Annotated in this window: 25 protein-coding genes; 6 read left to right on the plus strand and 19 right to left on the minus strand. The window is 69.5% G+C overall.

The annotated features are described in order from the left end of the window. The first annotated feature begins 5 nt into the window (after positions 1–5). Positions 6–863 carry a 4'-phosphopantetheinyl transferase family protein gene (locus tag ACFFIO_RS09675; RefSeq protein WP_378041357.1) on the plus strand — a complete coding sequence of 286 codons (858 nt, stop codon included), beginning with the start codon at positions 6–8 and terminating at the stop codon, positions 861–863. A 22-nt stretch (positions 864–885) separates the two neighbouring features. Here the strand turns inward: ACFFIO_RS09675 and ACFFIO_RS09680 are convergent, their stop codons facing one another. The 11 genes from ACFFIO_RS09680 to ACFFIO_RS09730 all read right to left on the minus strand — a co-directional run bounded on the left by ACFFIO_RS09680 (position 886) and on the right by ACFFIO_RS09730 (position 8,627). Further along, positions 886–1,362 carry an SRPBCC family protein gene (locus ACFFIO_RS09680; protein ID WP_378041358.1) on the minus strand — a complete coding sequence of 159 codons (477 nt, stop codon included), beginning with the start codon at positions 1,360–1,362 and terminating at the stop codon, positions 886–888. Between the two features lie 4 nt (positions 1,363–1,366). After that, positions 1,367–2,434 (minus strand): 2,3-butanediol dehydrogenase, encoded by a 1,068-nt coding sequence (locus ACFFIO_RS09685; protein ID WP_378041359.1) that lies wholly within the window; start codon positions 2,432–2,434, stop codon positions 1,367–1,369. 141 nt (positions 2,435–2,575) lie between these two features. Continuing rightward, entirely contained in the window at positions 2,576–3,691 is a 1,116-nt protein-coding gene (gene prfB, locus ACFFIO_RS09690) for a peptide chain release factor 2 (RefSeq protein ID WP_378041360.1), read from the minus strand. 69 nt (positions 3,692–3,760) lie between these two features. Further along, positions 3,761–3,991 carry a hypothetical protein gene (locus ACFFIO_RS09695; RefSeq protein ID WP_378041361.1) on the minus strand — a complete coding sequence of 77 codons (231 nt, stop codon included), beginning with the start codon at positions 3,989–3,991 and terminating at the stop codon, positions 3,761–3,763. A gap of 9 nt (positions 3,992–4,000) precedes the next feature. After that, positions 4,001–4,429 (minus strand): pilus assembly protein TadG-related protein, encoded by a 429-nt coding sequence (locus ACFFIO_RS09700; RefSeq protein ID WP_378041362.1) that lies wholly within the window; start codon positions 4,427–4,429, stop codon positions 4,001–4,003. A 59-nt stretch (positions 4,430–4,488) separates the two neighbouring features. Next, a complete protein-coding gene (locus ACFFIO_RS09705; RefSeq protein ID WP_378041363.1) occupies positions 4,489–4,974 on the minus strand; it encodes a hypothetical protein in 486 nt (161 codons plus the stop codon). After that, positions 4,958–5,338, minus strand: a complete 381-nt coding sequence (locus ACFFIO_RS09710) for a TadE family protein (protein ID WP_378041364.1) — start codon at positions 5,336–5,338, stop codon at positions 4,958–4,960. Before ACFFIO_RS09710 ends, ACFFIO_RS09705 begins: the two co-directional genes overlap by 17 nt. Before the next feature lie 2 nt (positions 5,339–5,340). Beyond that, complete coding sequence (locus tag ACFFIO_RS09715) at positions 5,341–5,550, minus strand: hypothetical protein (protein WP_159549978.1); 210 nt, start codon at positions 5,548–5,550, stop codon at positions 5,341–5,343. Between the two features lie 66 nt (positions 5,551–5,616). Then, positions 5,617–6,552, minus strand: a complete 936-nt coding sequence (locus ACFFIO_RS09720; RefSeq protein WP_378041365.1) for a type II secretion system F family protein — start codon at positions 6,550–6,552, stop codon at positions 5,617–5,619. Further along, the gene (locus ACFFIO_RS09725; RefSeq protein WP_378041366.1) at positions 6,553–7,404 is read right to left on the minus strand and encodes a type II secretion system F family protein; all 852 of its coding nucleotides are present in this window, start codon (positions 7,402–7,404) and stop codon (positions 6,553–6,555) included. Beyond that, positions 7,404–8,627 carry a TadA family conjugal transfer-associated ATPase gene (locus tag ACFFIO_RS09730; RefSeq protein WP_378041367.1) on the minus strand — a complete coding sequence of 408 codons (1,224 nt, stop codon included), beginning with the start codon at positions 8,625–8,627 and terminating at the stop codon, positions 7,404–7,406. The genes ACFFIO_RS09725 and ACFFIO_RS09730 overlap by 1 nt, the downstream gene beginning before the upstream one ends. Before the next feature lie 317 nt (positions 8,628–8,944). Here ACFFIO_RS09730 and ACFFIO_RS09735 point away from each other — a divergent pair, with 317 nt between their 5' ends. Next, positions 8,945–11,929 (plus strand): FtsK/SpoIIIE domain-containing protein, encoded by a 2,985-nt coding sequence (locus ACFFIO_RS09735; protein ID WP_378041369.1) that lies wholly within the window; start codon positions 8,945–8,947, stop codon positions 11,927–11,929. A gap of 358 nt (positions 11,930–12,287) precedes the next feature. Further along, positions 12,288–12,860, plus strand: a complete 573-nt coding sequence (locus tag ACFFIO_RS09740) for a dienelactone hydrolase family protein (RefSeq protein WP_378041371.1) — start codon at positions 12,288–12,290, stop codon at positions 12,858–12,860. 43 nt (positions 12,861–12,903) lie between these two features. Here ACFFIO_RS09740 and ACFFIO_RS09745 read toward each other — a convergent pair whose 3' ends face one another. Both ACFFIO_RS09745 and ACFFIO_RS09750 read right to left on the minus strand, forming a co-directional pair. Further along, positions 12,904–14,334: an MFS transporter gene (locus ACFFIO_RS09745; protein WP_378041373.1), complete on the minus strand. Its 1,431-nt coding sequence runs from the start codon at positions 14,332–14,334 to the stop codon at positions 12,904–12,906. A gap of 38 nt (positions 14,335–14,372) precedes the next feature. Next, on the minus strand, positions 14,373–14,939 hold the full coding sequence (locus tag ACFFIO_RS09750; protein WP_378041375.1) for an LURP-one-related/scramblase family protein: 567 nt from the start codon (positions 14,937–14,939) through the stop codon (positions 14,373–14,375). A gap of 194 nt (positions 14,940–15,133) precedes the next feature. Here ACFFIO_RS09750 and ACFFIO_RS09755 point away from each other — a divergent pair, with 194 nt between their 5' ends. From ACFFIO_RS09755 to ACFFIO_RS09765, 3 genes are read left to right on the plus strand one after another with little or no spacing between them, the layout of a single operon-like run. Continuing rightward, on the plus strand, positions 15,134–16,333 hold the full coding sequence (locus tag ACFFIO_RS09755; protein ID WP_378041377.1) for an LLM class flavin-dependent oxidoreductase: 1,200 nt from the start codon (positions 15,134–15,136) through the stop codon (positions 16,331–16,333). A gap of 3 nt (positions 16,334–16,336) precedes the next feature. Then, positions 16,337–17,032: a CE1759 family FMN reductase gene (locus ACFFIO_RS09760; RefSeq protein WP_378041379.1), complete on the plus strand. Its 696-nt coding sequence runs from the start codon at positions 16,337–16,339 to the stop codon at positions 17,030–17,032. Next, the gene (locus tag ACFFIO_RS09765; RefSeq protein ID WP_378041380.1) at positions 17,007–17,528 is read left to right on the plus strand and encodes a MarR family winged helix-turn-helix transcriptional regulator; all 522 of its coding nucleotides are present in this window, start codon (positions 17,007–17,009) and stop codon (positions 17,526–17,528) included. The genes ACFFIO_RS09760 and ACFFIO_RS09765 overlap by 26 nt, the downstream gene beginning before the upstream one ends. Here the strand turns inward: ACFFIO_RS09765 and ACFFIO_RS09770 are convergent. From ACFFIO_RS09770 to ACFFIO_RS09795, 6 genes are all read right to left on the minus strand, one after another. Continuing rightward, on the minus strand, positions 17,518–18,477 hold the full coding sequence (locus ACFFIO_RS09770; RefSeq protein WP_378041382.1) for an SseB family protein: 960 nt from the start codon (positions 18,475–18,477) through the stop codon (positions 17,518–17,520). The genes ACFFIO_RS09765 and ACFFIO_RS09770 overlap by 11 nt on opposite strands. Further along, positions 18,474–19,265, minus strand: a complete 792-nt coding sequence (gene priA, locus ACFFIO_RS09775) for a bifunctional 1-(5-phosphoribosyl)-5-((5-phosphoribosylamino)methylideneamino)imidazole-4-carboxamide isomerase/phosphoribosylanthranilate isomerase PriA (protein ID WP_378041384.1) — start codon at positions 19,263–19,265, stop codon at positions 18,474–18,476. Before priA ends, ACFFIO_RS09770 begins: the two co-directional genes overlap by 4 nt. 112 nt (positions 19,266–19,377) lie before the next feature. Next, entirely contained in the window at positions 19,378–19,533 is a 156-nt protein-coding gene (locus ACFFIO_RS09780) for a CG2302 family histidine operon protein (RefSeq protein WP_170144506.1), read from the minus strand. Next, on the minus strand, positions 19,533–20,174 hold the full coding sequence (gene hisH, locus ACFFIO_RS09785) for an imidazole glycerol phosphate synthase subunit HisH (protein ID WP_378041386.1): 642 nt from the start codon (positions 20,172–20,174) through the stop codon (positions 19,533–19,535). Before hisH ends, ACFFIO_RS09780 begins: the two co-directional genes overlap by 1 nt. Further along, the gene (gene hisB / locus ACFFIO_RS09790) at positions 20,171–20,788 is read right to left on the minus strand and encodes an imidazoleglycerol-phosphate dehydratase HisB (protein WP_378041388.1); all 618 of its coding nucleotides are present in this window, start codon (positions 20,786–20,788) and stop codon (positions 20,171–20,173) included. Before hisB ends, hisH begins: the two co-directional genes overlap by 4 nt. Positions 20,789–20,934: 146 nt before the next feature. Next, positions 20,935–22,050 (minus strand): histidinol-phosphate transaminase, encoded by a 1,116-nt coding sequence (locus ACFFIO_RS09795; protein WP_378041390.1) that lies wholly within the window; start codon positions 22,048–22,050, stop codon positions 20,935–20,937. Between the last annotated feature and the right edge of the window lie 28 nt (positions 22,051–22,078).

Below are 22,078 nucleotides of genomic sequence, written 5' to 3' on the forward strand. Positions count from 1 at the left end.
CCGTGGTGGCCACCGGTGTCGGCGCCCTGGTCCGTGCCATGCCCCGGGTGACCGGATGGGCTGGCGGCCGGGTGTCCGACGTCGTCTCCTCCGGCGACCTGATCCAGGCTGGCCTGGGCCGGGATCCCGCCGATGGTCAACGCATGCTGGCCGGGCGGGCGGCGCTGCGGCTCCTGGTGGCGTACCGACGCGGCGAATCGCCCCACGTCGCCCGCACGTTGCCGATCGACAGGACCTGTCCGCGCTGTGGCACCGGCCATGGACGCCCCACCCTGCCGGGCCTCAGCCTGAGCACCGCCAGCCGGCGCGGCGCCGTCCTGGCCGGCGTGGCGCGGGAGCAGGACCGGATCGGGGTGGACCTCGAGCGCATCCCGGACCAAACCATGCCGGGATTCGACGACTATGCCCTGCACGCGGCCGAGCGCGAGCGGTTCTCCGGCCGCGGAGACACCGCCGGCCTACAGATCGGCGGATCACCGGGCACACCGGCAGGCACACCGACGGGCACACCGACCGGCGGTCCCGTGACGCGGCGTATCGCCCTGTGGGTGCTCAAGGAGGCGGTGCTGAAAGCCGCCGGGACCGGGCTGGACCACCCCCCGGACCAACTCCTGCTGGGCCCCGGCCGGGCCGAGACCACGTTTCACTCGGCGGGCCGGGTCCACACCCTGACCTGGCACCCCGTGGAACGGGCCCTGGACCGGCATGTGGAGGAGTTGTGGGCCTGTGTGATCCCCGCTCCGGAGGGCTACCTTGGCGCTGTTGCGGCGCGCCGGCCGGACGATGTCCGTGACGTCGGCCAGGATCTCCTGGACCGCTTCCCCGACACACCACCGCGCGCACCCGGACCCGCAGACCGGTGAGCGGAGGTCCGGTCCGCCCGTCCTAGCCGGCTGACTCTGCCAGTGCGGCCAACCGGTCCATGGACGCCGTCAGGGTGATTTCCGTGGTCGCCAGGGCCCGGCGGAAACGGGTTTCATCGGTCAGCCGGGTCCAGTCATAGGTGTGCCGGACCACCGTGCCGCCGTCCGGGGCCGGCTCCAGTTCCCAGCGCCACCGATGGCCCAGGGGCTCCTCGCCCACCGGGGCTGGCAGCCAGGCGAGCCGCCGGCCCTCCTCGAACTCCACCACATGGTTCTCCCGGACGGCGCCGTCCTTCGTCAGGACCATGGTGAACACGTCTCCGACGGCGGTGACCCGCTGGCCGGGTGCGGCCTCCGCCAGGTTGTCATTGCCGTCCCAGTCCGGTTGACGGGCCGGGTCCGCGATCAGCTCGAAGAGGTCCCCGGCGTCAGCGGCGATGTGCCGTTCGGCGGTGACGACGCGCTCGGCGACGGGCGGCAGGTCTGGTTGCTCGGCCACCAGCTCAGAGCCCCTTCCCGGTGGGCGAGACGAGGATCTTCACCGCGGTCTCGTTGTGGTTGATGAGCGTGTCGAATCCCTCATCGATGAGGTCGTCCAGGCCGATCTTGCCAGTGATGAATGGCTTGACGTCCACGGTGCCGTCTTCAATCAGCTTGATCGTGGCCGGATGGTCCCAGGCGTACCCGATGGTGCCGCGGAGGTCGATCTCCTTGAGGACGAGCTGGTGGAGGGGGACCTTCGGTTCATGGCCCCAGATGGACTCATTGACGATCACGCCCCCGGGGCGCACCGCCTCCAGGAGCATCTCCAGCACCACGTCCACGCTGGTGGCCTCGAAGCCCACGTCCGCGCCGCGACCACCCGTCAGCTCCTTGACCTTCGCGGCCACGTCCACCTCTCGGGGGTCGAAGGCGTCGTTCACAACGCCGGCGTCCAGGACCCGCTGCCGTCGCAGCTCGGAGAGCTCGGAGACGTAGACCGTGAGGCCCTCGCCCTTGAGGACGGCGGCGGTGAGCGCCCCGATGGGCCCGGCGCCGCCGATGACGGCCACGTCTCCGGCCTTTGCCCCGGACCGGACGAAGGCGTGGTGGGCCACAGCCAGTGGCTCAATCAGGGCGGCTTCGTCCAGGTTGACGTGGTCTGCCACCGGATGCACCCAACGCCGCCGCACCGCGATCTGTTCGGCCAGGCCCCCGCCGTGACCGCCCAGGCCGATGAAGTTCATGTCCGGGGAGAGCTGGTAGTCCTGGTCGTTCTCATGCTCCTCGCGGATCACGTAGGGCTCGACCACCACCTTCTGGCCGATCTCCAGATCCTCCACGCCCTCACCCAGTGCCGCTACGGTGCCGGACATCTCGTGGCCAATGGTCAGCGGAGCCGACTCCCCGGAGATGGGATGCGGATGCCCGGCCGGCGGGATGAAGATCGGACCGTCCAGGTATTCGTGCAGGTCAGTGCCGCAGATGCCGCACCAGGCCACGTCGATGAGCACCTGCCCGGGGCCCGCGGTCGGGTTGTCGATCTCCTCGATGCGGATGTCTTTGGCGTCGTAGTACCGTGCTGCGCGCATGATGCCGGCCTCCTGCTGCGGATGGTGACGGGAGAGCCCGGGACGGGCCCACGGCCCGGATCGGGCCTCGTGGTCACTGTAGGCAGGGGGTTCCGGCGCGGACAAGGGAACAAGAGTCCGTTCGGCGGAGGGACCGGGTGGTCAGTCCTCGCCGTGGCGGGCGCCGGCGCGCCAGCGGACGCCGGCGTCGATGAACCCGTCGATCGCCCCGTCGAACACCGACGAGGGGTTGCCCTCCTCGTGGTTGGTGCGCAAGTCCTTGACCATCTGGTATGGATTCAGGACATAGGAACGCATCTGATCGCCCCAGGACGCCTTGACGTCCCCGGCCATCTCCTTCTTCTTCGCGCTCTCTTCGGCCTTGCGCACCAGCAGCAGGCGGGACTGCATGACGCGCAGGGCGGCGGCGCGGTTCTGGATCTGGGACTTCTCGTTCTGCATCGAGACCACGATCCCGGTGGGGATGTGCGTCATGCGCACGGCGGAGTCGGTGGTGTTCACCGACTGGCCGCCGGGGCCGGAGGAGCGGAAGACGTCGACCTTCAGCTCGGACTCCGGGATCTCGACCGAGTCGTCGGACTCGATGAGCGGGATGACCTCCACCGCCGCGAAGGAGGTCTGCCGGCGGCCCTGGTTGTCGAAGGGGCTGATGCGCACGAGGCGGTGGGTGCCGGCCTCCACGGACAGCGTGCCGAAGGCGTAGGGGGCCTTGACCTCGAAGGTCGCGGACTTCAGCCCGGCCTCCTCGGCGTAGGCGGTGTCCATGACCTTGGTGGCCCAGCCACGTTGCTCAGCCCAGCGCAGGTACATGCGCATCAGGATCTCGGCGAAGTCGGCGGCGTCCACGCCACCGGCACCGGCGCGGATGGTGATGACCGCGTCGCGTTCGTCGTACTCGCCGGACAGCAGGGTGACGATCTCCAGGTCGGACATCGTCTTGCGGAGGGCCTCGAGCTCCTTGGCGACGTCCTCGCGGGCCGCGTCGTCGTCCTCCTCGGCCGCGAGCTCGACCAGGACCTCCATGTCATCGATGCGCTGCTCCAGCTTGGCGACGCGCTCGAGTTCGGTCTGCCGGTGGGACAGCTTGGAGGTGATCTTCTGCGCCGCCTCCGGATCGTCCCAGAGGTCCGGGGCGGAGGCCTCCGCCTCCAGCCGGGTGATGTCCGCCTTGATCTGCTCCATGTCCGACACCTGCTCGATGTTGGACAGCGTGGAGCGCAGTTGCGCGATTTCAGCGGTGTAGTCAGTCTCAGCCATGGTGGGGTCCAGCCTACAGCGCGGCGGGGCCGGTGTTGTTCCCGGGTCCGACGCCGGCCCGGCCGCCGGTCATCCGGCGGCCCCCGAGACGTACTCCACCAGCCCCGGATCGGAGGAGGAGAAGACGTCCATCTCCTCTCCCCCGTCGCAGGTCATCAGGGAGAGGGTCACGGTCTCACCGGAGGACGTGGCACGGCGGCCGGCCACCACCCAGGTGCCCCCGGACTCCTCCCAGCGGCGCAGGCGCTGCAGATCCGGGTGCTCGGTGTTGTCGGGGTTCTCGGTGTTGTCAGCGGGCATGGAGTCTCCTCAGCGCGTCAAGGCGGTACGGGACGAACTGGTGGCCACGATCCGGATGCCGTCCGGCACGATCCAGTTCACGATGGGCGGGTGGGCGGTGGCCGTCAGCACCACGTCGACGGTCTGGCCGCCGTCGCCCACGGAGACGGATTCCACCACGAGCCCATCGAACCGCCCGTGCGAACCGGCGGCGGCCAGATATCCGGCCACCGCCTCAGCGGCCTCGGCGTCAGCGAGCACCGGCGCGTGCCCGCCCTCCTCGATGGTGATGGTGAAGCTGTCCGCTGCGGCCATGGTGGCCCCATCCGCTGCGGACAGCAGCTTGCGGGCCTCGAGGTTGACCGTGGTCACGGCGAGGATCACGGTGGCCAGCAACAGGCAGACCACCGTCAGCCCCACGACCAGCACCGTGGTCTGTCCCTCGTCACCGGCTCCCATGACGCCTTGGTCCCGCTTTGCCTCGTCCTGACGCGGGTCCTGCCACGGCGGACGGGCCCTCATCCGAACCTCGGCACGGGCTGCTGAGAGCTGCTGGTGACCGTGGCGACGGCGGCGTCCCAGCCGAGCCCTTGCGGCAACAACGGCACCGGCACCCGGATCGACACCTCCACCGACACGGAGGAACCAGGCTCCAGGCAGGGGCTGGTGGAGCAGGACAGGGCGGACTGCGCCACAGAGGGATCCAACCCGTAGTCCCCCAGCGTCAAGGCGACGACTTCGTCTGCACGGCCGGCGGCACTTGAGGCATCGGGGGCTCCAGCCATCGCCTTGGCCGCCTGGTCTGCAGCGGCCACGGACGCATAGGCCGCGGATTGGATCTGACTGGTCAGCATCAGGAAGTAGATCACCGGTATCAGCAGGAGCGCGGCCAGGAGCACGAACTCCACCGTGGCCGAGCCTTCCTCTCCCCGATCTTCCGTTCGCCGAGCGTCAATCGTGGTGAAGATAGCGGTGTCAGGAGCGGTGTCAGTAGCGGTAGGCATGGCCATCGGCCTCCAATCCCACGGGACCGGCCAGGAAGCCGACCATGGGCATCTGCGTGCGCACGGTGATCCTGACGATGGTGGTTCCGTCCCCGCCCGTCGTCTCCGCAGACACGTCGGCTTGGCCGCCTCCCGGAATCGACCCGGCGAGCAGTTCTCGGGTCCTGGCCGCGCCGTCGTCGGGCGTCCGGTCCCCCAGCGCTCCGTACCGGGCCCCGGCGCTGGCCGCATCGATCAACGTGTTGCGGACGTGGATGATGATGCCGAACTGGAGGATCGCGGCGAAGATGATCGAGAGCAGCGCCATCACCATGACGGATTCGGCCACTGCCGATCCGCGTTCGCCCTCACGCGGGTTCAGCACGGTCAGTTCTGGGTGACCTGGCTGATCGCCTGGTTGAACAGGTCCGTCAGAGCCGGGCCCGCGATGGCCAGCAGTCCGGCGACGAGCACGGCCGACATCAAGGTGATCATCACCCAGCCGGGCACGTCTCCCCGCTCGTCATCACGGGCCTCGCCCAGGAAGGCGGTCAGGGCTGCCAGGGCCCGGTACTTCGGTTCGGTCTTGTCTGTCATGGTTCCCTCCAGGATGGGTTGTCGGTAGGGTTGTCGGCTGAGTGATTCTGTTGGGCGGGTGGTGGTTCAGAAGCCGAGATTCATGATCGAGATCCCGGGGTACACGGCGAAGATGACGGTCAGGGGCAGGATGCCGAAGACCAGGGGCGCCATCATTCCGATCTCCTTGCGGCCGGCGGACTCCAGCAGCTCCCTCTTGGACAGCTCACGGACGTCCTTGGCCTGGGCCCGGAGCACATCGGCGAGCGGCGTGCCCCGTTCCAGGGCCACGAGGACCCCCTCGATGAACCGTTCCACCGGCGCCAGCTGGATCCGGCGTGCACACGCTTTCAGGGCGGCATGGATGGAGGATCCGGAGCGCATGTCAGACAGGACTGTGGAGAACTCCCCGGCCAGTTCTCCCCTGGCCGAGGTGGCGACCCGTTCCAGGGCCCCGGCCGCACTGTCCCCGGCGCTGACGGACAGCGCGAACAGCTCCGCCACGGAGGGGAACTCGCTGAGGATCCTCGCGCGGCGGCGATTGATCTGGCCGGTCAACAGGTTGTCCCTGAGGAAGAAGGCCACCACGGCCAAGGTCCCCACGAGCACGACGCCGACGACCGGATTCAGGGCACCGTTGACCGCGAGCGCCACGCATCCGGTCACCCCCAACGCGGCTCCTCCGGCCGCGGCGATGAGCTGCTGGGCCCGGTAGTCCTGGACGGAGAGGCCGGATCCCGCGGCATCGAGTTTGCGCTCGAGAGATTGGTGGCCGAGGTTGAACCGTCCCAACTGCCGTACGCCAGCCGACAGCACCGGTTGCATGATCCGGCCCAGGGCGCCCCACGGGGACACGACCTGTTGCTCGTCCAACAGTGATGAGGCAGGTGCATGGTGCCTCAGCTGGGGCTCGACGCGACGTGCCAGCGAGGGCCGCCACCCCCAGGGCAACGCCACCAGCACCAGGGCCAGCCCGGACCCGAGGGCGAGCCCCAAGACCAGGGCCAGGGACAACGTCGTCATCTACAGAACCCTCTGCTCTTCCGGCAGTGCACCGATCCTCAGCATGAGTTGATAGCAGATGACGGAGATCACGAGGCCGCCGGCCAGCACCAGCAGGCCCGTGAAGGTTTGATAGACGCGCACTGCGTCCGGCTGGGTTCCCAACAGCAGAAGCACGATCCACGGGGCCGCCACGGCCAAGCGCGCCGCATTGACGGTCCAGGACTGACGGGACTCCAGTTCGCTGCGAGTCCGGGCATCCTCGCGCAGGAACTCGGCGAGGGTGGACAGCAGGTTGCCGATGTCCGCGCCGCCGACCTCCCGGGTCAGCCGCAGGGCGGCGATCAGGCGGTCGGCCACCGGATCGGCCATCCTGAACTTGAGGTTGTCCAGGGCATCCATGAACCGCAGTCCCGAACGGTAGTCCCGGGCGAACTCGCGGAAGGCCGGCTGGAGTTCCTCCGGCCCCTTGTCCCCCAGCTGGATGAGTGCCTCCGGCAGTGTCAGGCCGGCGCGGATGGCCGAGCGGAGGTGGTCCACAGCGTCTGGCCACACATCGCGCAGCAGGGTGCGCCGCTTCTTCGCCTGCCAATTCAGCGCGACCCACGGCACCAGCGCCCCGAACAGGCCAAAGCACAACGCGATCGGCAGGGCCCGCGTCACGATGAAGACCAGCAACAGCGCCACCATTCCGCAGCCGATCATCGCTGCCACCACACCGGCAGGGCCGACCTGCTCGACGCCGGCGCGGGCGAGCAGTTGCCGCAGGTTGCTGTCCCGGCGGATCACCACCGGTTTGTCCCCGCGTGGCCAGAACGACCACCACACCAGGAACAATCCGGCTCCCAGCATCAACCCCAGGAACAGCGCCATCAGCCGACCCCCACCACGGATCGCACGTCATAGCCCCGGGATTCGAGTTTGCGGTTCTCCAACATGGCGGAGGGGCTGAGGACCAGTTGGCCGTCAACACGGTGGAAGACGGTCGAGGACTCGATGATCCCCTCCTCCACCCGGCTGCCGACGGACAGGATCTCCTCCACGTACCGGCGGCCGTGGCGGTCCCGAGCACAATGCACCACGAGGTCGAAACAGGACGCCACCGTCGGGACCACGAAGTTCCGGGAGATGTTCTCGCCGGCCATCAGGGGCAGCGTGCAGATCTTCGTCAGGGCGTCCGATGCACTGTTGGCATGCAACGTGCACATACCGGGAAGGCCACTGTTGAGGGCCACGAGCATGTCCAGGCTCTCGGCTTCGCGGACCTCCCCCACAATCAGCCGGTCCGGGCGCATGCGCAGCGCCTCCTTCACGAGACGGCGCAGGGGAATCTCGCCGTGGCCCTCCAGGTTCGGCTGGCGGCACTGCATCTGGACCACGTCACGCAAGGGCAGCTTGAGTTCGAAGATCTCCTCGACGGTCACCACACGTTCCCGGCTGCCGATGGAGGCCGACAGGCAATTGAGCATGGTGGTCTTGCCGGACTGGGTGGCTCCGGACACCAGGATGTTCAATCCGGCGTCCACACTCGCGTCGAGGAAGCGCGCGGCATCCGCGCTCAGGGATCCGGACCGCACCAGGTCCTCGACCCTATGGGCTCGGACCACGAATTTCCTGATATTGACGGACCAATGCCGGCGAGTGATATCCGGGATGACCACGTGCAGGCGTGAACCGTCCGGCAGAGCCGCGTCCACGAACGGGGAGGACAGGTCCAGACGGCGGCCCGAGGACTTCAGCATGCGCTCGACCAGGTCCCGGACGTTCTCCTCGGTCAACGAAATGTTGGTCAGCTCGGACACACCGCCCCGCGCGCAGAATACGGCCGTGGGCGAGTTGATCCAGATCTCCTCCACCGTGTCATCATCCAGTAATGGCTGGAGCACTCCGAAACCGGCCACGGAGTCGAAGACAGTCTTCTCCGCGTCGTCACGGTCCGGCAGCAGCGGCAGCGAACCGATCAAGGAACGCGCGTCATAGTCCGCCGTGGCGGCTTGCACCAGACGACGCATCTCCTCCGGCTCACGCTGCGGATCCATGCCCCGTCGGCGGATCAGCTCGCGGACCTCATCCTCGAGAATACGAATGGCTTCCATGGTTTCCCCTCCATGACGACCCGATCGGGCCTCAACCTGGGACTGAGCGTACAGAATTCTGGACTCCCAACCCACTGCATCCCCAGTGAACTGTGGATATCCAGGCTTCGAGCCTGTTATCCACACTCTCGCTGACCCCGATCCCCAGACCACCTGCCTTCACGGCATTCTGGCGTGAGGAACATCAGCACTGCGGGAGGCAACCTGGCGTGTGGTTGAGAATACTGGGCCTGCCGGCGACGGAAGGGCAATGGTGGAAGGTGGTCAATGGCCCGCCAACCGCCGGTCCTGATTCCGTCAGCTTGGTTGACGGTCTATTGCGCGACCGATTCCCCGGATACCGCTTCTCGGGCGTCGACGGCGACGCCGGCCGGCCTGGTCGGCCTACTGACGGGCGGCTGCCCACTCGGGACCACCTGACCGTGGTCGCCCGCCCCGGAGACAGCGCGAATACCCGAGGCCTTGGGCCGGATGTCACGGTGGTGGCCGAAGACGGTCCCGACGCCGGCCGGCTGGCCCCGCTGCCCCGTTCCGGACTCACCGTGGGCCGGAATCACGCCGAATGGCTCGTCACCGATCCCTATCTGTCCGCCCCACATTTCCGGCTGGAGGTCGATGCGGAAGGTGTGCTCGTCACCGAGGCGGATACGGATCAGCGTCCGGCACACCTGCTCTGGACCGGGGACCAGCACTACACGGCCGGCAGCTCGACCTTCCGCCTGGTCCGCGACCGGCCTGACCCCCTGTCACCCATCCGATCGATCCCGGACCCGGTCGTGGACCCCGGGCCAGAACCAGCTCGGCCGAATGCGGTGCTCCAGGCCATCATGGCTGCCGGGCCCCTGGTCATCGGAGTGGTCATGGCCGTGGTCACCGGCCTGTGGTATTTCCTGTTGTTCAGTCTCGTCTCGGTGGCCGTCGTGGCCGTCATGGGGTTCCAGCACCGAGCGGCGTCTCGGCGCCACGGCCGGCGAATCCGGGATGAAGCCGAGCGGATCACCGCGCGGCTCGATGATCTGGCGCCCACCCCAGGGCGCCTCGCTCTAGCCGCGCGGGCCGACTCCGTGGATCGCTTCGGCCTGGACGGTGTTCCAACGGACGGTCCGGTCATCCGCTGGGGCACCGGGACCGCCCGCCTCCGGGTGGAGTCCGCGAAAGAGGGCGACCAGTGGGCCCGCTGGTCCACAGTGGATCTGCCCGTCAGTTCGGTGTTGCTCCCCGGCCGGACGACGGTCGTCACGGGGCAGCCCTCCACCTTGCAGGCCATGGGACGGTGGCTGCACGTGCAGTTGTGCCGTGACGGGATCGCCTCAGGCCGAGGCGTGGTGATGCGGACGGCTCGGGGTGACACCCCGTGGGGTGGTGCGTCCCAGGCCTCAGCCGGCACCATCGTCTGCTGGCCCGGGGCATCTGCCCGGGACCTTCCTGCCGGATGGCACCGTGTGCTGCTCTGTGATGCAGGTCGAGAACAACATCCTGAGGCCATGGCCGGCGGCACGCCAGGCCAGGACGACCGGGTGGAGGCGGACCACGGAGTTGCATCGCTCGCAGGCCTGGATTTTGCGGCTCTGCGGTGGCACGGCATGACCGCCCGGACCGCAACCTGGTTGCTGGACGAGATGGGCGCGGCACACCGACCGGAGGTGGACCGGGACCCGATCCGCTTGGTCCTGCCTCAGCCCCTGATGGAACAACCGGGCGTCGAGTCCCTCCGGGCCGAGCTGTCACCTGGCGAAGACCCCGTGACCATCGACCTCGTCGCCCACGGGCCACACCTGCTCATCGCCGGCACCACTGGCTCGGGCAAATCGGAGCTGCTGCTGACCTTGTTGACGGGCCTCGCCGCCGCCTATCCGCCCACCGAGGTGTCCTTCGTCCTGATGGACTTCAAGGGTGGATCGTCCTTTGCAGTCCTGGCCGGGCTACCCCACACCATGTCGGTGGAGACCAATCTCGCGGAAGCGGAGTCGCTGCGCACCTTCGATGCCCTCTCGGCCGAGCTGCGCCGCCGGGAAGAGCTGTTCCTGGCCGCCGGTGCAGCAGACTTCCGTGCCTACCGGCATGCCCACCCGAACGCGGATCTGCCACGCCTGGTGGTGGCCATCGATGAGCTCCGTGTTCTCGTCGACGACCATCCCCAGGCCGCCGCGCTGCTGGCCCGGCTGGCCGCCACAGGACGATCACTCGGATTCCACCTCGTCCTGGCCACCCAGCGGGCACAAGGTGCCGTCAGCCCCGATGTCCGGTCCAATCTGGGCACCGTGATCTGCCTGCGCACGGCCACCGAGCAGGAGTCGTGGGACCTGTTGGGCACTGCCGACGCCGTGACGATCGCCGCCGATTCCCCGGGACGCGCCTATCTGAGGCACGGCGGCGGACCGCCAAGGCCCTTCCAGGCAGGTCAGTTCTCGGTGACGACCGGCCCTCCGACCCTGGTCCGATGGACCGACGGTGAGCCCGATGCCGATCCGGCGCCCTGGCGGGACCTGACGGTCCGGATCGGCGCCGAGGCCGTCTCCCGCGCCCTGCCGGTTCCCGCAAAGGCTGTCACGCCCGCACTCCCCGGACAGTGGACCCCGACGCCACAGGACCGGTCGGAGCTGCCGGAGGCCGCCATCGTGGGCCTGGCCGATCTTCACCACGAGAGGGCGCAGCGCGTCGTGCGCTGGTTGCCGGGGCGGGACGGCCCGGTGGCCTGGATCGGCACGACGGCCGGAGGCGTCGACGTGGCAGCGCGGGCCGTTCTCGACCACCTCGCGCGCCTGGACCCCGCCGTCCCGACCTTCGTGCTGGACGGCAATGGCGTGTCGGATTCGCTCGGGGCGCCGGATTCCTGGAGCGTGCTCGCAGCAGACCGGGCCACCCCGCAGGACCTGGCGGACCTACTGGAGCAGTTAAAGGGTCACCTGGCAGGGCGTCACCTCGTCCATCTCGTGGTGACCTCGTGGGGGCGTTGGTCGGCGCAACGCGTCGGAACGGGCTACGAGACGGTGGAGGAGCATCTGGCCATCCTCCTGCGGGACCATGGTCCCGAGGTGCTGGCCGCCGCGCTGTTCGGAGCCCGAGAACTGGCCGGTGGTCGCATCCTGGGCCTGGTTCCCACGCGTTTCTACCTTCCGGCCGGCTCCACCCCGGAACACCGGATGGTGTGGCCGACGTTGCAGCGCGTGAAGGAGGTTCCGGGGCGGGCGGTCATGATCTCACCGGACCACCCGGCTCCCGGCGTCGCCGTTCAGCTGACGGCGGGCGCTCCCGCAGACGTGGTCACCGGGCCGTCTTCCGCGGGAACACCACGGCGATGAGCCAGATCGCGATTGCCATGAACCCTAGGCACCAGGCCACGGCGATCCAGGGATCGGCCCCGGGATCCCTGCCGTTCATCAGGGGAACGCCTCTCCACCGTCATCACGCCCGAGGACTTCCCCCACTTGGCCGCCATGGTCTCGACCGGCCGCTTTATGGGTGACCCCATCGACGGACCCGACGGCGTCAGCGGGCCTGACGCTGCCGAGCAAGCCGCCACCGAGCCGACGTCGAGGCCGAATACTCCATGGGCCTCGACCTCATCACGGCCGGGGTCGACGCCCTGTTCGCCCGTCGGGGCACCACCGCGACCGCCAGCGGTACCGCGCGCACCGCCGCTGGCGAATAATCCTCACCATGACTGAGATCCTGCTGTTCCACCACGCCCTGGGATTGACCGACGGCGTCCGCTGGCTGGCCGGGCGTCTCGCCGACGCCGGGCCTACGGTGCACACCCCCGACCTCTTCGCCGGCCGTACCTTCGGCACCATCGAGGAGGGGGTGGCCCATGCCGAGCAGGACGTGGGCGTGGACGGCATCCTGCAGCGGGCGGACGAGGCGGCGGCCGCCCACCCGGGGGCCACGGTTTTCCTCGGCATCTCCCTGGGTGCCCTGCCGGCCTACCGGCTAGCCCAGACGCGGCCGTCAGCCCGCGCCTGCATCGCCGTCTCCGCGGCGCTGCCGGTGGACCAGTTCGCACCCCACTGGCCAGATGGCGTCGCGCTGGACCTGCACCTGAAGAGCAGTGATCCGTGGGGAGAGGACGACCGGCCGGTGGCCTGGCGGCTGGCCGGGAACGTCGCCGAGGTCTACGAGTACCCGGGCGACCAGCACTTGTTCACCGAGCAGGGCCACCCGGACTTCGACCCCGCCGCCACCGAGCTGGTCCTGGCACGCACGCTCGCCACGTTGGAACGCGTCTCGGGCTGAGTCACCGGGTCGAACCGGAAACCGGCTCGCGCCGGGAAGCGGGTCAGCGCCGCGCGCGGCGACGCCGCACGAGAAAACGTGCCGCCACGGCCAGGCCCACCATGGCCAGGGCGATCAGCCCGGCGAACAGGTACCCCGCCTCGGGCGAGATGCCGTCGATGAAGGCACCGGAGACCGGGGCGCCCAGCGCGGCACCGGCGGTCATGGCCGAACCGTAGTAGCCCAAGGCCTCACCGCGCCGCTCTTCGGTCACCACGGTGGACATCAGGGCGGAGGCGGCCGCGAGGGTCGGTGCCGTGAACAGTCCCGAGATCAGGGAGACCACCGCGAGCGCCCACATGCCGTCCACGAGCGCCATCGGCAGCGTGCCGAGGGCGAAGAGTGCGAGCAGCAGCAACGGGGAGATCCGCCGGCCCATGGCCCCATAGAGGATGCCGCCGACGGCCGAGGCCCCGCACCAGAACGCGATCACGACGCCGGCCTGGGCGGCCTGGCCCGAGCGTTCCAGTTCCGCGACGATCGCCACCTCGGTGCCGGACATCAGCATCCCGGAGCCCAGGGACACGGCCAGCACCGCGAGCGCGGTGCCGCTGAGCCAGCCGAAGGAGGCGCGCAGCCGGGCCAGCGGACCGGGCCGGGCCGCGGCAGCGGCCGGCGAGTCCGCGCGGGAATCCGCACCGGCACCCGGGTGAGCGTGGGCATCCGGGCGCGGGCCGGCGTCGTGCTGGGGTGTGGAGCGGATCACCGGCAGTGCGCCGGTGGCCAGTTCGGTGGCCGTGAGGTCCAGGTGCGCCGGAGCCCCCTGCACGGATCCGTCCACCGCCCGCCGCAGGTCCTCCTCGGCGGAGTATTCTCGCTCGGTGCCGGGCTGGGCCAGGAAGGTCCCGAGCTGGGAGGAGCGCGTGGGCGGGTTGAACCACATCAGGTAGAGTCCGGCGGCCACGGCGGACCAGCCGATGATCGCCAGCCCCCAGGCACTCGACCAGCTGGTGGCGACCACGGCACCCAGCGCGGGGCCGACCATGAAGATGGTCTCGGTGATGATCGAGTCCAGCGCGAACGCAGTCTCGCGCCGCGCACCGTGGGTGAGCACGCCGATGGACTGACGCACCACGGAGAAGACGGGCAGGGCGAACAGTCCGCCGAGGAAGGCACCGAACAATAACCAGGGGAACGGCAGGAAGGGCACGGCGGTCCACACCGCCCCCAGCGTGACCACGGAGGGAACCAGGGCCCGGCGCAGTCCGAGCCGGTCCACCAGCCGGCCGCGCCACGGCGAGCCCACGGCCATGCCCAGCGTCATGGCCGCCACGGCCAGGCCGGCCGCCCCGTAGCCCAGGTCCATGGTCACGGCCACGTGCAGGGTCAGGATGATGCCCGTGGCCGCATTGGGGAATCGCGCGATGAATCCCACGCCCAGGACACGGCGGATGCGCACGTCCCGCAGCAGGTGCCCGTAGGCGGCGAAGTTCACGGCATCAGGTTACCCGGGCGTAGCCGGGCGGGCACGGCTCAGTTGCTGTTGTTGGCCTTGTCCCGGATCAGGTCGAGGGCGATCACGCTGCCGATGACGGCGTAACGCACCACCTCCGGCATGCCGGGATCCAGCTCCATCGCATAGCGGCTGCGGCCCAGCATGGCCCTGCCGAACCCGGCCCACTTCCGGTCCACGCTGGCCACCGGCGCCTGCCCCGCCATCAGGCGGAAGGAGAACCCGGACAGCGAACCGTCCAACTGCAGGTCCGTGCCGTCCACCACGGAGATCGCCACGGAGGTACGGAAGAAGGAGATCCGCTGGACGATCTCGGCGATGGGTTCCCCGAGGGGGCCGGTGACCCGGTACCGGTCCCGGCCGAGGGTCATGGGATCCTCCACCCGGAACAGCGGGGTGCCGTCCAGGTCCTGGATCTCGAACTGGCGGTTGCCGCGGAACATCCGTGAGGCCGCCGAGCCCCGAGTGTGACCGTGGGCCACCACGTTCCCCTCGCCGTTCTCGATCGCGAAGTCGTTGGACATGAAGCCGGTGACCTGCTGCATCACCAACAGGTTCTGACCGCTCAGGCTGCTCGTGGGGTTCATGCGCCCAGTCTCCCCTCCCCCGGCCGCACGGTTCAACCGGACGCGCGATGAGGGCCGGTGAGGAGCAGGGAGCAGAGCAGGGGCCGAGCAGGGAATAGTCCGCGGCGTCCCACCGTTGGACCAGATGATTCAAATTTGCAATACTTAGAACGAGGCCCACCGGCGGCCACCCCGGAAGCCAGCTAGGAGCAACCATGCAGTTCGGCATCTTCACCATCAGCGACATCACCACGGACCCCACCAACGGGACGACGCCCACCGAGCACCAGCGCATCAAGGACACTGTGAAGATCGCGAAGCACGCCGAGCAGGCCGGCTTCGAGGTCTTCGCCACCGGCCAGCACCACAACCCGCCCTTCGTGGCCCCGGGCAACCCGCCCACCCTGCTGGCGTTCCTGGCGGCACAGACCGAGAAACTCATCCTCTCCACCGCCACCACGCTGATCACCACCATGGACCCGGTGCGCCTGGCCGAGGACTACTCCTACCTGCAGCACCTGGCCGATGGCCGCGTGGACCTGACCATGGGCCGCGGCAACACGGGTCCGGTCTACCCCTGGTTCGGCAAGGACATCCGCCAGGGCATCCCTCTGGCCGTGGAGAACTACCACCTGCTCTACCGCCTGTGGCACGAGGAGACCATCGACTGGCAGGGCCGCTTCCGCACCCCGCTGCAGGACTTCACGCTGACCCCACAGCCCCTGGACGGGGTCGCACCGTTCGTCTGGCACGGCTCCATCCGCTCCGCGGAGATCGCCGAGCAGGCCGCCTACTACGGTGACGGGTTCTTCCACAACAACATCTTCTGGAACAAGGAGCACATCATCCAGATGGTGCAGCTCTACCGTCAGCGCTACGAGTACTACGGCCACGGCCAGGCCCACCAGGCCTACGTGGGCCTGGGCGGCCAGACCTTCATGGCCAAGAACTCACAGGACGCCGTGAAGCAGTTCCGCCCGTACTTCGACAACGCCCCGGTGTACGGCCACGGCCCGTCCTTGGAGCAGTTCACCAAGATGACCCCGCTGACGGTGGGTTCCCCGCAGCAGGTCATCGAGCGCACGCTGGAGTTCCGCGACTGGGTGGGTGACTACCAGCGGCAGATGTTCCTCATGGACCACGCCGGCCTGCCGACCGACGTGGTGCTGGAGCAGATCGACCTGATGGGCGAGGAGGTGCTGCCGGTGCTGCGCCGGGAGTTCGCGGCCCTCAAGCCCGCGGACGTGCCCGAGGCCCCGAGCCACGAGTTCCTCGTGGAGCGGGCGCGGCGCGGCGAGGCCCCCGTCCCCGGAGGCAAGGAGGGCTCACAGGCCTGGAAGGATGCGCAGGAACGTGCCGCCCAGGCCGCGTCCAGCGCTGATGCCGCCCCGAGCACCAGCACGAAGGAGAGTTGAGCCATGGAAGAGATCCCGGACTTCGGCTCCCCCACCGCCACGGACCCGTTCACGCCGCAGGCCCGGCACCTCGTGGTGGTCTCCGGCGGACTCGGCGATCCGTCCTCCTCGCTGATGCTGGCGAACCGGATGGCCACGGCCGCGGCGGACCACCTCTCCGCCGAGGGGATCGTCCCCGAGATCCATGTGGTGGAGCTGCGACTGCTGGCCACGGAGATCGCCGAGGCCACGGTCAACCCGTCCCGGTCCGCAGCCCTGCAGGCCGCACTGGACCAGGTGGAGCAGGCCGACGGCATCGTCACTGTGTCCCCCACCTTCAAGGCCAGCTACTCCGGCCTGTTCAAGGCCTTCTGGGACCTGGTGGACAACGATGCCCTGCGTGGCGTCCCCGTGCTGCTCGGCGCCACCGGAGGCACGCCCCGCCATTCGCTGATGATCGATACCGCGCTGCGGCCGCTGTTCAGCTACCTGCGCTCCAAGGTCCTGTCCTCCTCGGTGTTCGCCGCCTCGGACGACTGGGGCGAGGTCACCGGCGGACAGGAATCGGCCCGGACCACTCCGCTGCAGACGCGCATCGAGGCCGCCGGTGCCGACCTGGCCTCGGTGGTCGGGCGGCTGCCGGCCCGCCCACGCCGGGCCACCGGCGAGGCCAAGCCCGTGGAGGTGATCCCCTTTGACCAACTCCTCCGCGGAAACTGACGCCTGGTCCCGGACCTCCGCCCCGGGCGCCCACGAGACCGGTGTGCAACGCCAGGGGTGGCGGGCCTACTTCGAGGCCACGGCCCTGCTGCAGGACCGACTCGACCGGACGCTGAAGGAGTCGGCCGGACTGCACCTGGCCGACTACAACCTGCTGTTGCTGCTCTCCGAGGCGCCGGGGGGGCGGCTGCGCATGGGTGAGTTGGCCCGGCTGATGGTCTTCTCCCCCTCCCGCGTGACCTACCAGGTCAAGACCCTGGAGCAACGCGGCCTGGTGGAACGGTGCGCCGCGGCCACGGACCGCCGCGGGGCGGAGGCCGTGATCAGCGACGCCGGCCGGCACCTCTTCCGCAAGGCTGCGGCCGTGCACTCGCGCCAGGTGCAGGACCTGTTCCTGGACCGCCTCGAGGACGGCGAGGCCGAGACGCTGCTCCGGGTGTTCTCCCGGCTGGGCCGGTCGTTGGAAGGCGAGGAGCCCGCCTCCCTCAGCGACTGACGGTGATCTCCACCGAGTCCGCCTTCTCCGCCAGGGAGGGCACCTCGCCGAGCACCTGCTGCAGGGTCGCGGCCATCAGCCGCAGCCCGGCCTCGTCCTGGGCCGCACTCAGCGCCAGCTGCGGGTAGGCCACCAGCCGCAGCTCGGGCCCGGAACCACCGCCGGGCAGCACGGCACCGGAGGCGGTGCGGGAGGCCACCCCGGAGCCCGGCGCCAGGCCGATGCGCTCCAGTCCGGGCACCAGGTCCACCACGGACGCCAGTTCACCGGCCAGGGCCTCATCCGCGTATGACGGCGTCCAGACCTGCTGCTGGGCGAGCGCCCACACGGCGGGGCGCCGCACCACGAAGGTGCGCTCGGCCGCCGGATCCACCACGACCAGTTCGGCTCCCTCGTCCACCGCGGACAGGCACGCGCGCGGCATCCACGTGGCCACGGGCCGGGCCTGCGGATGCCAGGCCGTCAGGGCCGGGACGTTCGTGAAGACGGGCAGAGCCGTCCGGCCGTCCGGAGCTTTCAGCGTCACCAGGGCGATGTCCGACTCCTTGTCCCCGTGCTTGCCCCCGTGCTGGTGGACGTCGGCGTGATCGTGCCCCTGGTGATCGTCGGCCATCTCCTCAGCCATCTCCACCACGGTGGGCAGCACGGCGGCGAACACGCGCGTGCGGGACAGCACGTCCACCACGTCAGGCTCCCCCGCTTTCCCGGCCGCCAACCGGTCCAGGACCGGACCCCAGGCGGGGTCCGCGGTGCCGTCGTCCGTGTCGAACGCGTGCAGCGGGTTGGCGGAGCCGTCGATCCCCTCTCCGGAGAGGTCCCGGCCCTCCCAGGCGAGACCGGCCGAGTCGGCGGGGCGGCCGGCGTCGTCCCGGTGCTGGCGCTCCAGGTTGCGCTGGATGGCGGCCTGGATGTGCCCGGGGAGGTGACGGCCGGAATCGGAACCGGTCACGGGGCGGGGTGCTCCGCCACCGCCGCATCGAGGGTGGCTCCGGAGGCGACGGCGAGCGCCTGCTCGAGCGTGAACCGGCCGGCGTAGAGGGCCTTGCCCATGATGGCGCCCTCAACGCCGGCGGCAGCAGCAGAGCCGGCCACGCCCACCATCTCGTAGAGCGCGGCGATGTCCTCCAGCGAGGAGATACCGCCGGAGGCCACCACGGGCTTGGCGGTCTTCTCGGCGACCTGCGCCAGCAGCTCGGTGTTCGGGCCCTTCAGCGTGCCGTCCTTGGTGACATCCGTGACCACGTAGCGGGCGCAGCCGGCCTCCTCGAGGCGGGCCAGCACCTCCCAGAGGTCCCCGCCCTCCTTCGTCCAGCCGCGGGCGGCCAGGGTGGTGCCGCGCACGTCCAGCCCGACGGCGATCTGGTCACCGAAGCGCTCGATGACCCGTGCGGTCCACTCGGGGTCCTCCAGGGCGGCGGTGCCGAGGTTGACGCGGGTGGCGCCCATCTCCAGGGCGTTCTCCAGCGAGGCGTCGTCCCGGATGCCGCCGGAGAGCTCGATCTTCACACCCAATTCGGTGACCACGCGGGACATGACCTCGCGGTTGTCCCCACGGCCGAAGGCGGCGTCCAGGTCCACCAGGTGGATCCACTCGGCGCCGGCCTGCTGGAAGGCCAGAGCGGCCTCCAGGGGTTCTCCGTACCCGGTGGCGGTGCCGGCCTCGCCCTGGACGAGCCGGACGGCTTGGCCGTCCTGGACGTCCACGGCGGGCAGCAGTTCAAGCTTCTTCTCGGTCAACGTGGGTCCTTTCGGGAATGCGGAAATGGAGACAACAGCAGTAAAGACAACAGGGTCAGGGGGTGATCCGGATGATTCGGGTGAATCGATTGATTCGGCGTGGGCCGGATGCCTACGGGAGCAGCAGGAATCCGGCCACGATCGCCATCACGGCGCAGACCACGAATCCGATCTGCAGCCACACCGGGAACTCCTGCTTGCGCAGGGAGTAGGCCCCGCCGAGCAGCAGGCCGCCCAGCGCGATGAGCAGGGTGGTCCAGTACGGCATCAGAGGGTTCCGAGCCAGTTGGTGAGCAGCTGCATGCCGGCGTCCCCGGACTTCTCCGGGTGGAACTGCGTGGCGGACAGCGGACCGTTCTCCACGGCGGCGATGAAGTCGGCCCCGTGGTTCGACCAGGTCACCCGCGGCGGGTTCATCGCCTGGTGGGTCTGGTCGAAGGTCCAGTCCAGCACCCCGTAGGAGTGCACGAAGTAGAAGCGCTCGTCCTCGATGCCCCGGAACAGGTCCGAGCCGGCGGGCGGCCGCACGGTGTTCCAGCCCATGTGCGGCACGATCGGGGCCGGCAGCGCCTCCACCACGCCGGGCCACTCAGCCATGCCTTCGGTGCGTACGCCGTGCTCCACGCCGGCGTCGAACAGGATCTGGTGGCCCACGCAGATGCCGAGCACGGGCCGGCCGCCGGCCACGCGGCGGCCGATCCACCGGGTGGCGCCGGTGGCCTGGAGGGCCTCCATGACGGACTGGAAGGCGCCCACGCCGGGGACCACGAGTCCGTCCGCGTTCATCACGGTGTCCGCGTCCGCCGTCAGTTCGACGTCCGCCCCGGCCCGCTGGAGGGCGCGCACGGCGGAGTGCGTGTTGCCGGAGCCGTAGTCGAGGACGGCGACGGTCGGTCGAGTTCCGGTCATAGCGCTCCCTTCGTGGAGGGCACCCCGGTCACCCGCGGGTCGTCCTCCACCGCGGCGCGCAGGGCCCGGGCGAACGCCTTGAACTGCGCTTCCACGATGTGGTGGGGGTCCCGGCCGCGGACGACGTCCATGTGCAGGCAGATGGACGCGTGGTAGGTGATGGCCTCGAAGACGTGGCGGGTCATGGACCCGGTGAAGTGACCGCCGATCAGGTGGTACTGCTGACCTTCCGGCTCGCCCTCGTGCACCAGGTAGGGGCGCCCGGAGACGTCGACGACGGCGCGCGCCAGCGCCTCGTCCAGCGGCACCGAGGCCTCGCCGAAGCGGCGGATGCCCGACTTGTCCCCCAGCGCGGTCTTCAGGACCTCGCCGAGGGAGATCGCCACGTCCTCGACGGTGTGGTGCACATCGATCTCGATGTCCCCCGTGGCCCGCACCGTCAGGTCGATCTGGGAGTGCTTGGCCAGGGCCGTCAGCATGTGGTCGTAGAACGGCACCGTGGTGGAGATCTCCGACGTGCCGGTTCCGTCCAGGTCCATCTCGACGTAGACGTCGGACTCGGAAGTGGTCCGCTGGATCCGGGCCTTGCGTCCGGATATCAGCTCTGCGCCCATGGCGGCTCAGCTCCTTGCTGTGGTGGATGCTCTCTCGTGACGACGACGGACCGCCACGGTGAGGCGATTCGGTGGTCTATTCTATCGGGCTCCATCGGGACTCCGGGCGCGCAGGAGGTAGGCCGGAGATCGGTGGCTCCGCGCCCCTACACGGCCAGGACCTCCGCGAGGGCGTCGAGGAAGGCCGTGGTCTCGGTCTCGGTACCGGCGGTGACGCGCAGGTGGTGGGCGATGCCGACGTCGCGCACCAGCACCCCGCGGTCCAGCAGCCCCTGCCACACGGCATGGGCATCCCCGAGTCCGCCGAAGAACACGAAGTTGGAGTCCGAGACGGCCGGATCGAGACCCAGGGCACGCAGGCCCTCGACGATCCGGTCCCGCTGGCGCTTGATGTCCTCGACGGTCTCCAGCAGCACGCCGTAGTGCTGCAGCGCGGCGTTGGCCGTCGCCTGGGACACGGCGGAGAGGTGGTAGGGCAACCGCACCAGGCGCAGGGCGTCGGTGACCTCGGGTGCGGCGGCCAGGTATCCGAGACGGGCACCGGCGAGGGCGAAGGCCTTGGACATGGTGCGGGTCACCACGAGACGGGGCCGGCCCGGCAACAGGGACAGCGCCGAAGCGGTGCCGTCGAGGGCGAACTCGGCGTACGCCTCGTCCACGACGACCATGCCCTGGTGGGCCTCGGCTGCCTCGTAGACGGCCTCGACCACATCCAGGCCGAGGGCCGTGCCGGTGGGATTGTTCGGCGAGCACAGCAGCACGACGTTCGGCCGGTGCTCGGCCACCTGCTGTGCGGCCGAGGCGGCCGACAGGGAGAAGTTCTCCCCGCGCACACCGGCCAGGTAGCCGGTGTCCGTACCCGCTGCCAGCAGCGGGTACATGGAGTAGGTGGGAGGAAAGCCCATGACCGTTCGTCCGGGGCCCCCGAAGGCCTGGAGCAGCTGCTGCAGGATCTCGTTGGAACCGTTGGCGGCCCACAGCTGCGTCTCAGACAGTCCATGACCCAGGTACTCCGCCAGCCGCTTGCGCAGTTCGGTGAACTCACGGTCCGGGTAGCGGTTCAGTGTCACGGCGGCCTCGGCCACGGAGGCCGTGATCGCGTGCACCACCTCGTCCGGCACGGGATGCGTGTTCTCGTTGGTGTTCAACGTGACGGGCACATCCAGCTGCGGGGCGCCATAGGGACTCAGGCCCCGCAGGTTATCGCGCAGCGGCAAGGCAGCCAGGGCCTCCGGGGTGGACTGGGAATCCGTAGTACTCACCTGAGACAGCCTAGGCCGTCACCCCTCC

Source organism: Citricoccus parietis (genome assembly GCF_042433045.1).
GTDB classification, from domain to species: domain Bacteria; phylum Actinomycetota; class Actinomycetes; order Actinomycetales; family Micrococcaceae; genus Citricoccus; species Citricoccus parietis.

Coding starts and splice junctions, on each gene's coding strand:
- ACFFIO_RS09685 (WP_378041359.1), bottom strand. CDS start 2,434: ATGCGCGCAGCACGGTACTACGACGCCAAAGACATCCGCATCGAGGAG.
- prfB (WP_378041360.1), bottom strand. CDS start 3,691: ATGGCTGAGACTGACTACACCGCTGAAATCGCGCAACTGCGCTCCACG.
- ACFFIO_RS09695 (WP_378041361.1), bottom strand. CDS start 3,991: ATGCCCGCTGACAACACCGAGAACCCCGACAACACCGAGCACCCGGAT.
- ACFFIO_RS09700 (WP_378041362.1), bottom strand. CDS start 4,429: ATGGGAGCCGGTGACGAGGGACAGACCACGGTGCTGGTCGTGGGGCTG.
- ACFFIO_RS09705 (WP_378041363.1), bottom strand. CDS start 4,974: ATGCCTACCGCTACTGACACCGCTCCTGACACCGCTATCTTCACCACG.
- ACFFIO_RS09715 (WP_159549978.1), bottom strand. CDS start 5,550: ATGACAGACAAGACCGAACCGAAGTACCGGGCCCTGGCAGCCCTGACC.
- ACFFIO_RS09720 (WP_378041365.1), bottom strand. CDS start 6,552: ATGACGACGTTGTCCCTGGCCCTGGTCTTGGGGCTCGCCCTCGGGTCC.
- ACFFIO_RS09725 (WP_378041366.1), bottom strand. CDS start 7,404: ATGGCGCTGTTCCTGGGGTTGATGCTGGGAGCCGGATTGTTCCTGGTG.
- ACFFIO_RS09730 (WP_378041367.1), bottom strand. CDS start 8,627: ATGGAAGCCATTCGTATTCTCGAGGATGAGGTCCGCGAGCTGATCCGC.
- ACFFIO_RS09740 (WP_378041371.1), top strand. CDS start 12,288: ATGACTGAGATCCTGCTGTTCCACCACGCCCTGGGATTGACCGACGGC.
- ACFFIO_RS09750 (WP_378041375.1), bottom strand. CDS start 14,939: ATGAACCCCACGAGCAGCCTGAGCGGTCAGAACCTGTTGGTGATGCAG.
- ACFFIO_RS09755 (WP_378041377.1), top strand. CDS start 15,134: ATGCAGTTCGGCATCTTCACCATCAGCGACATCACCACGGACCCCACC.
- ACFFIO_RS09760 (WP_378041379.1), top strand. CDS start 16,337: ATGGAAGAGATCCCGGACTTCGGCTCCCCCACCGCCACGGACCCGTTC.
- ACFFIO_RS09780 (WP_170144506.1), bottom strand. CDS start 19,533: ATGCCGTACTGGACCACCCTGCTCATCGCGCTGGGCGGCCTGCTGCTC.
- hisH (WP_378041386.1), bottom strand. CDS start 20,174: ATGACCGGAACTCGACCGACCGTCGCCGTCCTCGACTACGGCTCCGGC.
- hisB (WP_378041388.1), bottom strand. CDS start 20,788: ATGGGCGCAGAGCTGATATCCGGACGCAAGGCCCGGATCCAGCGGACC.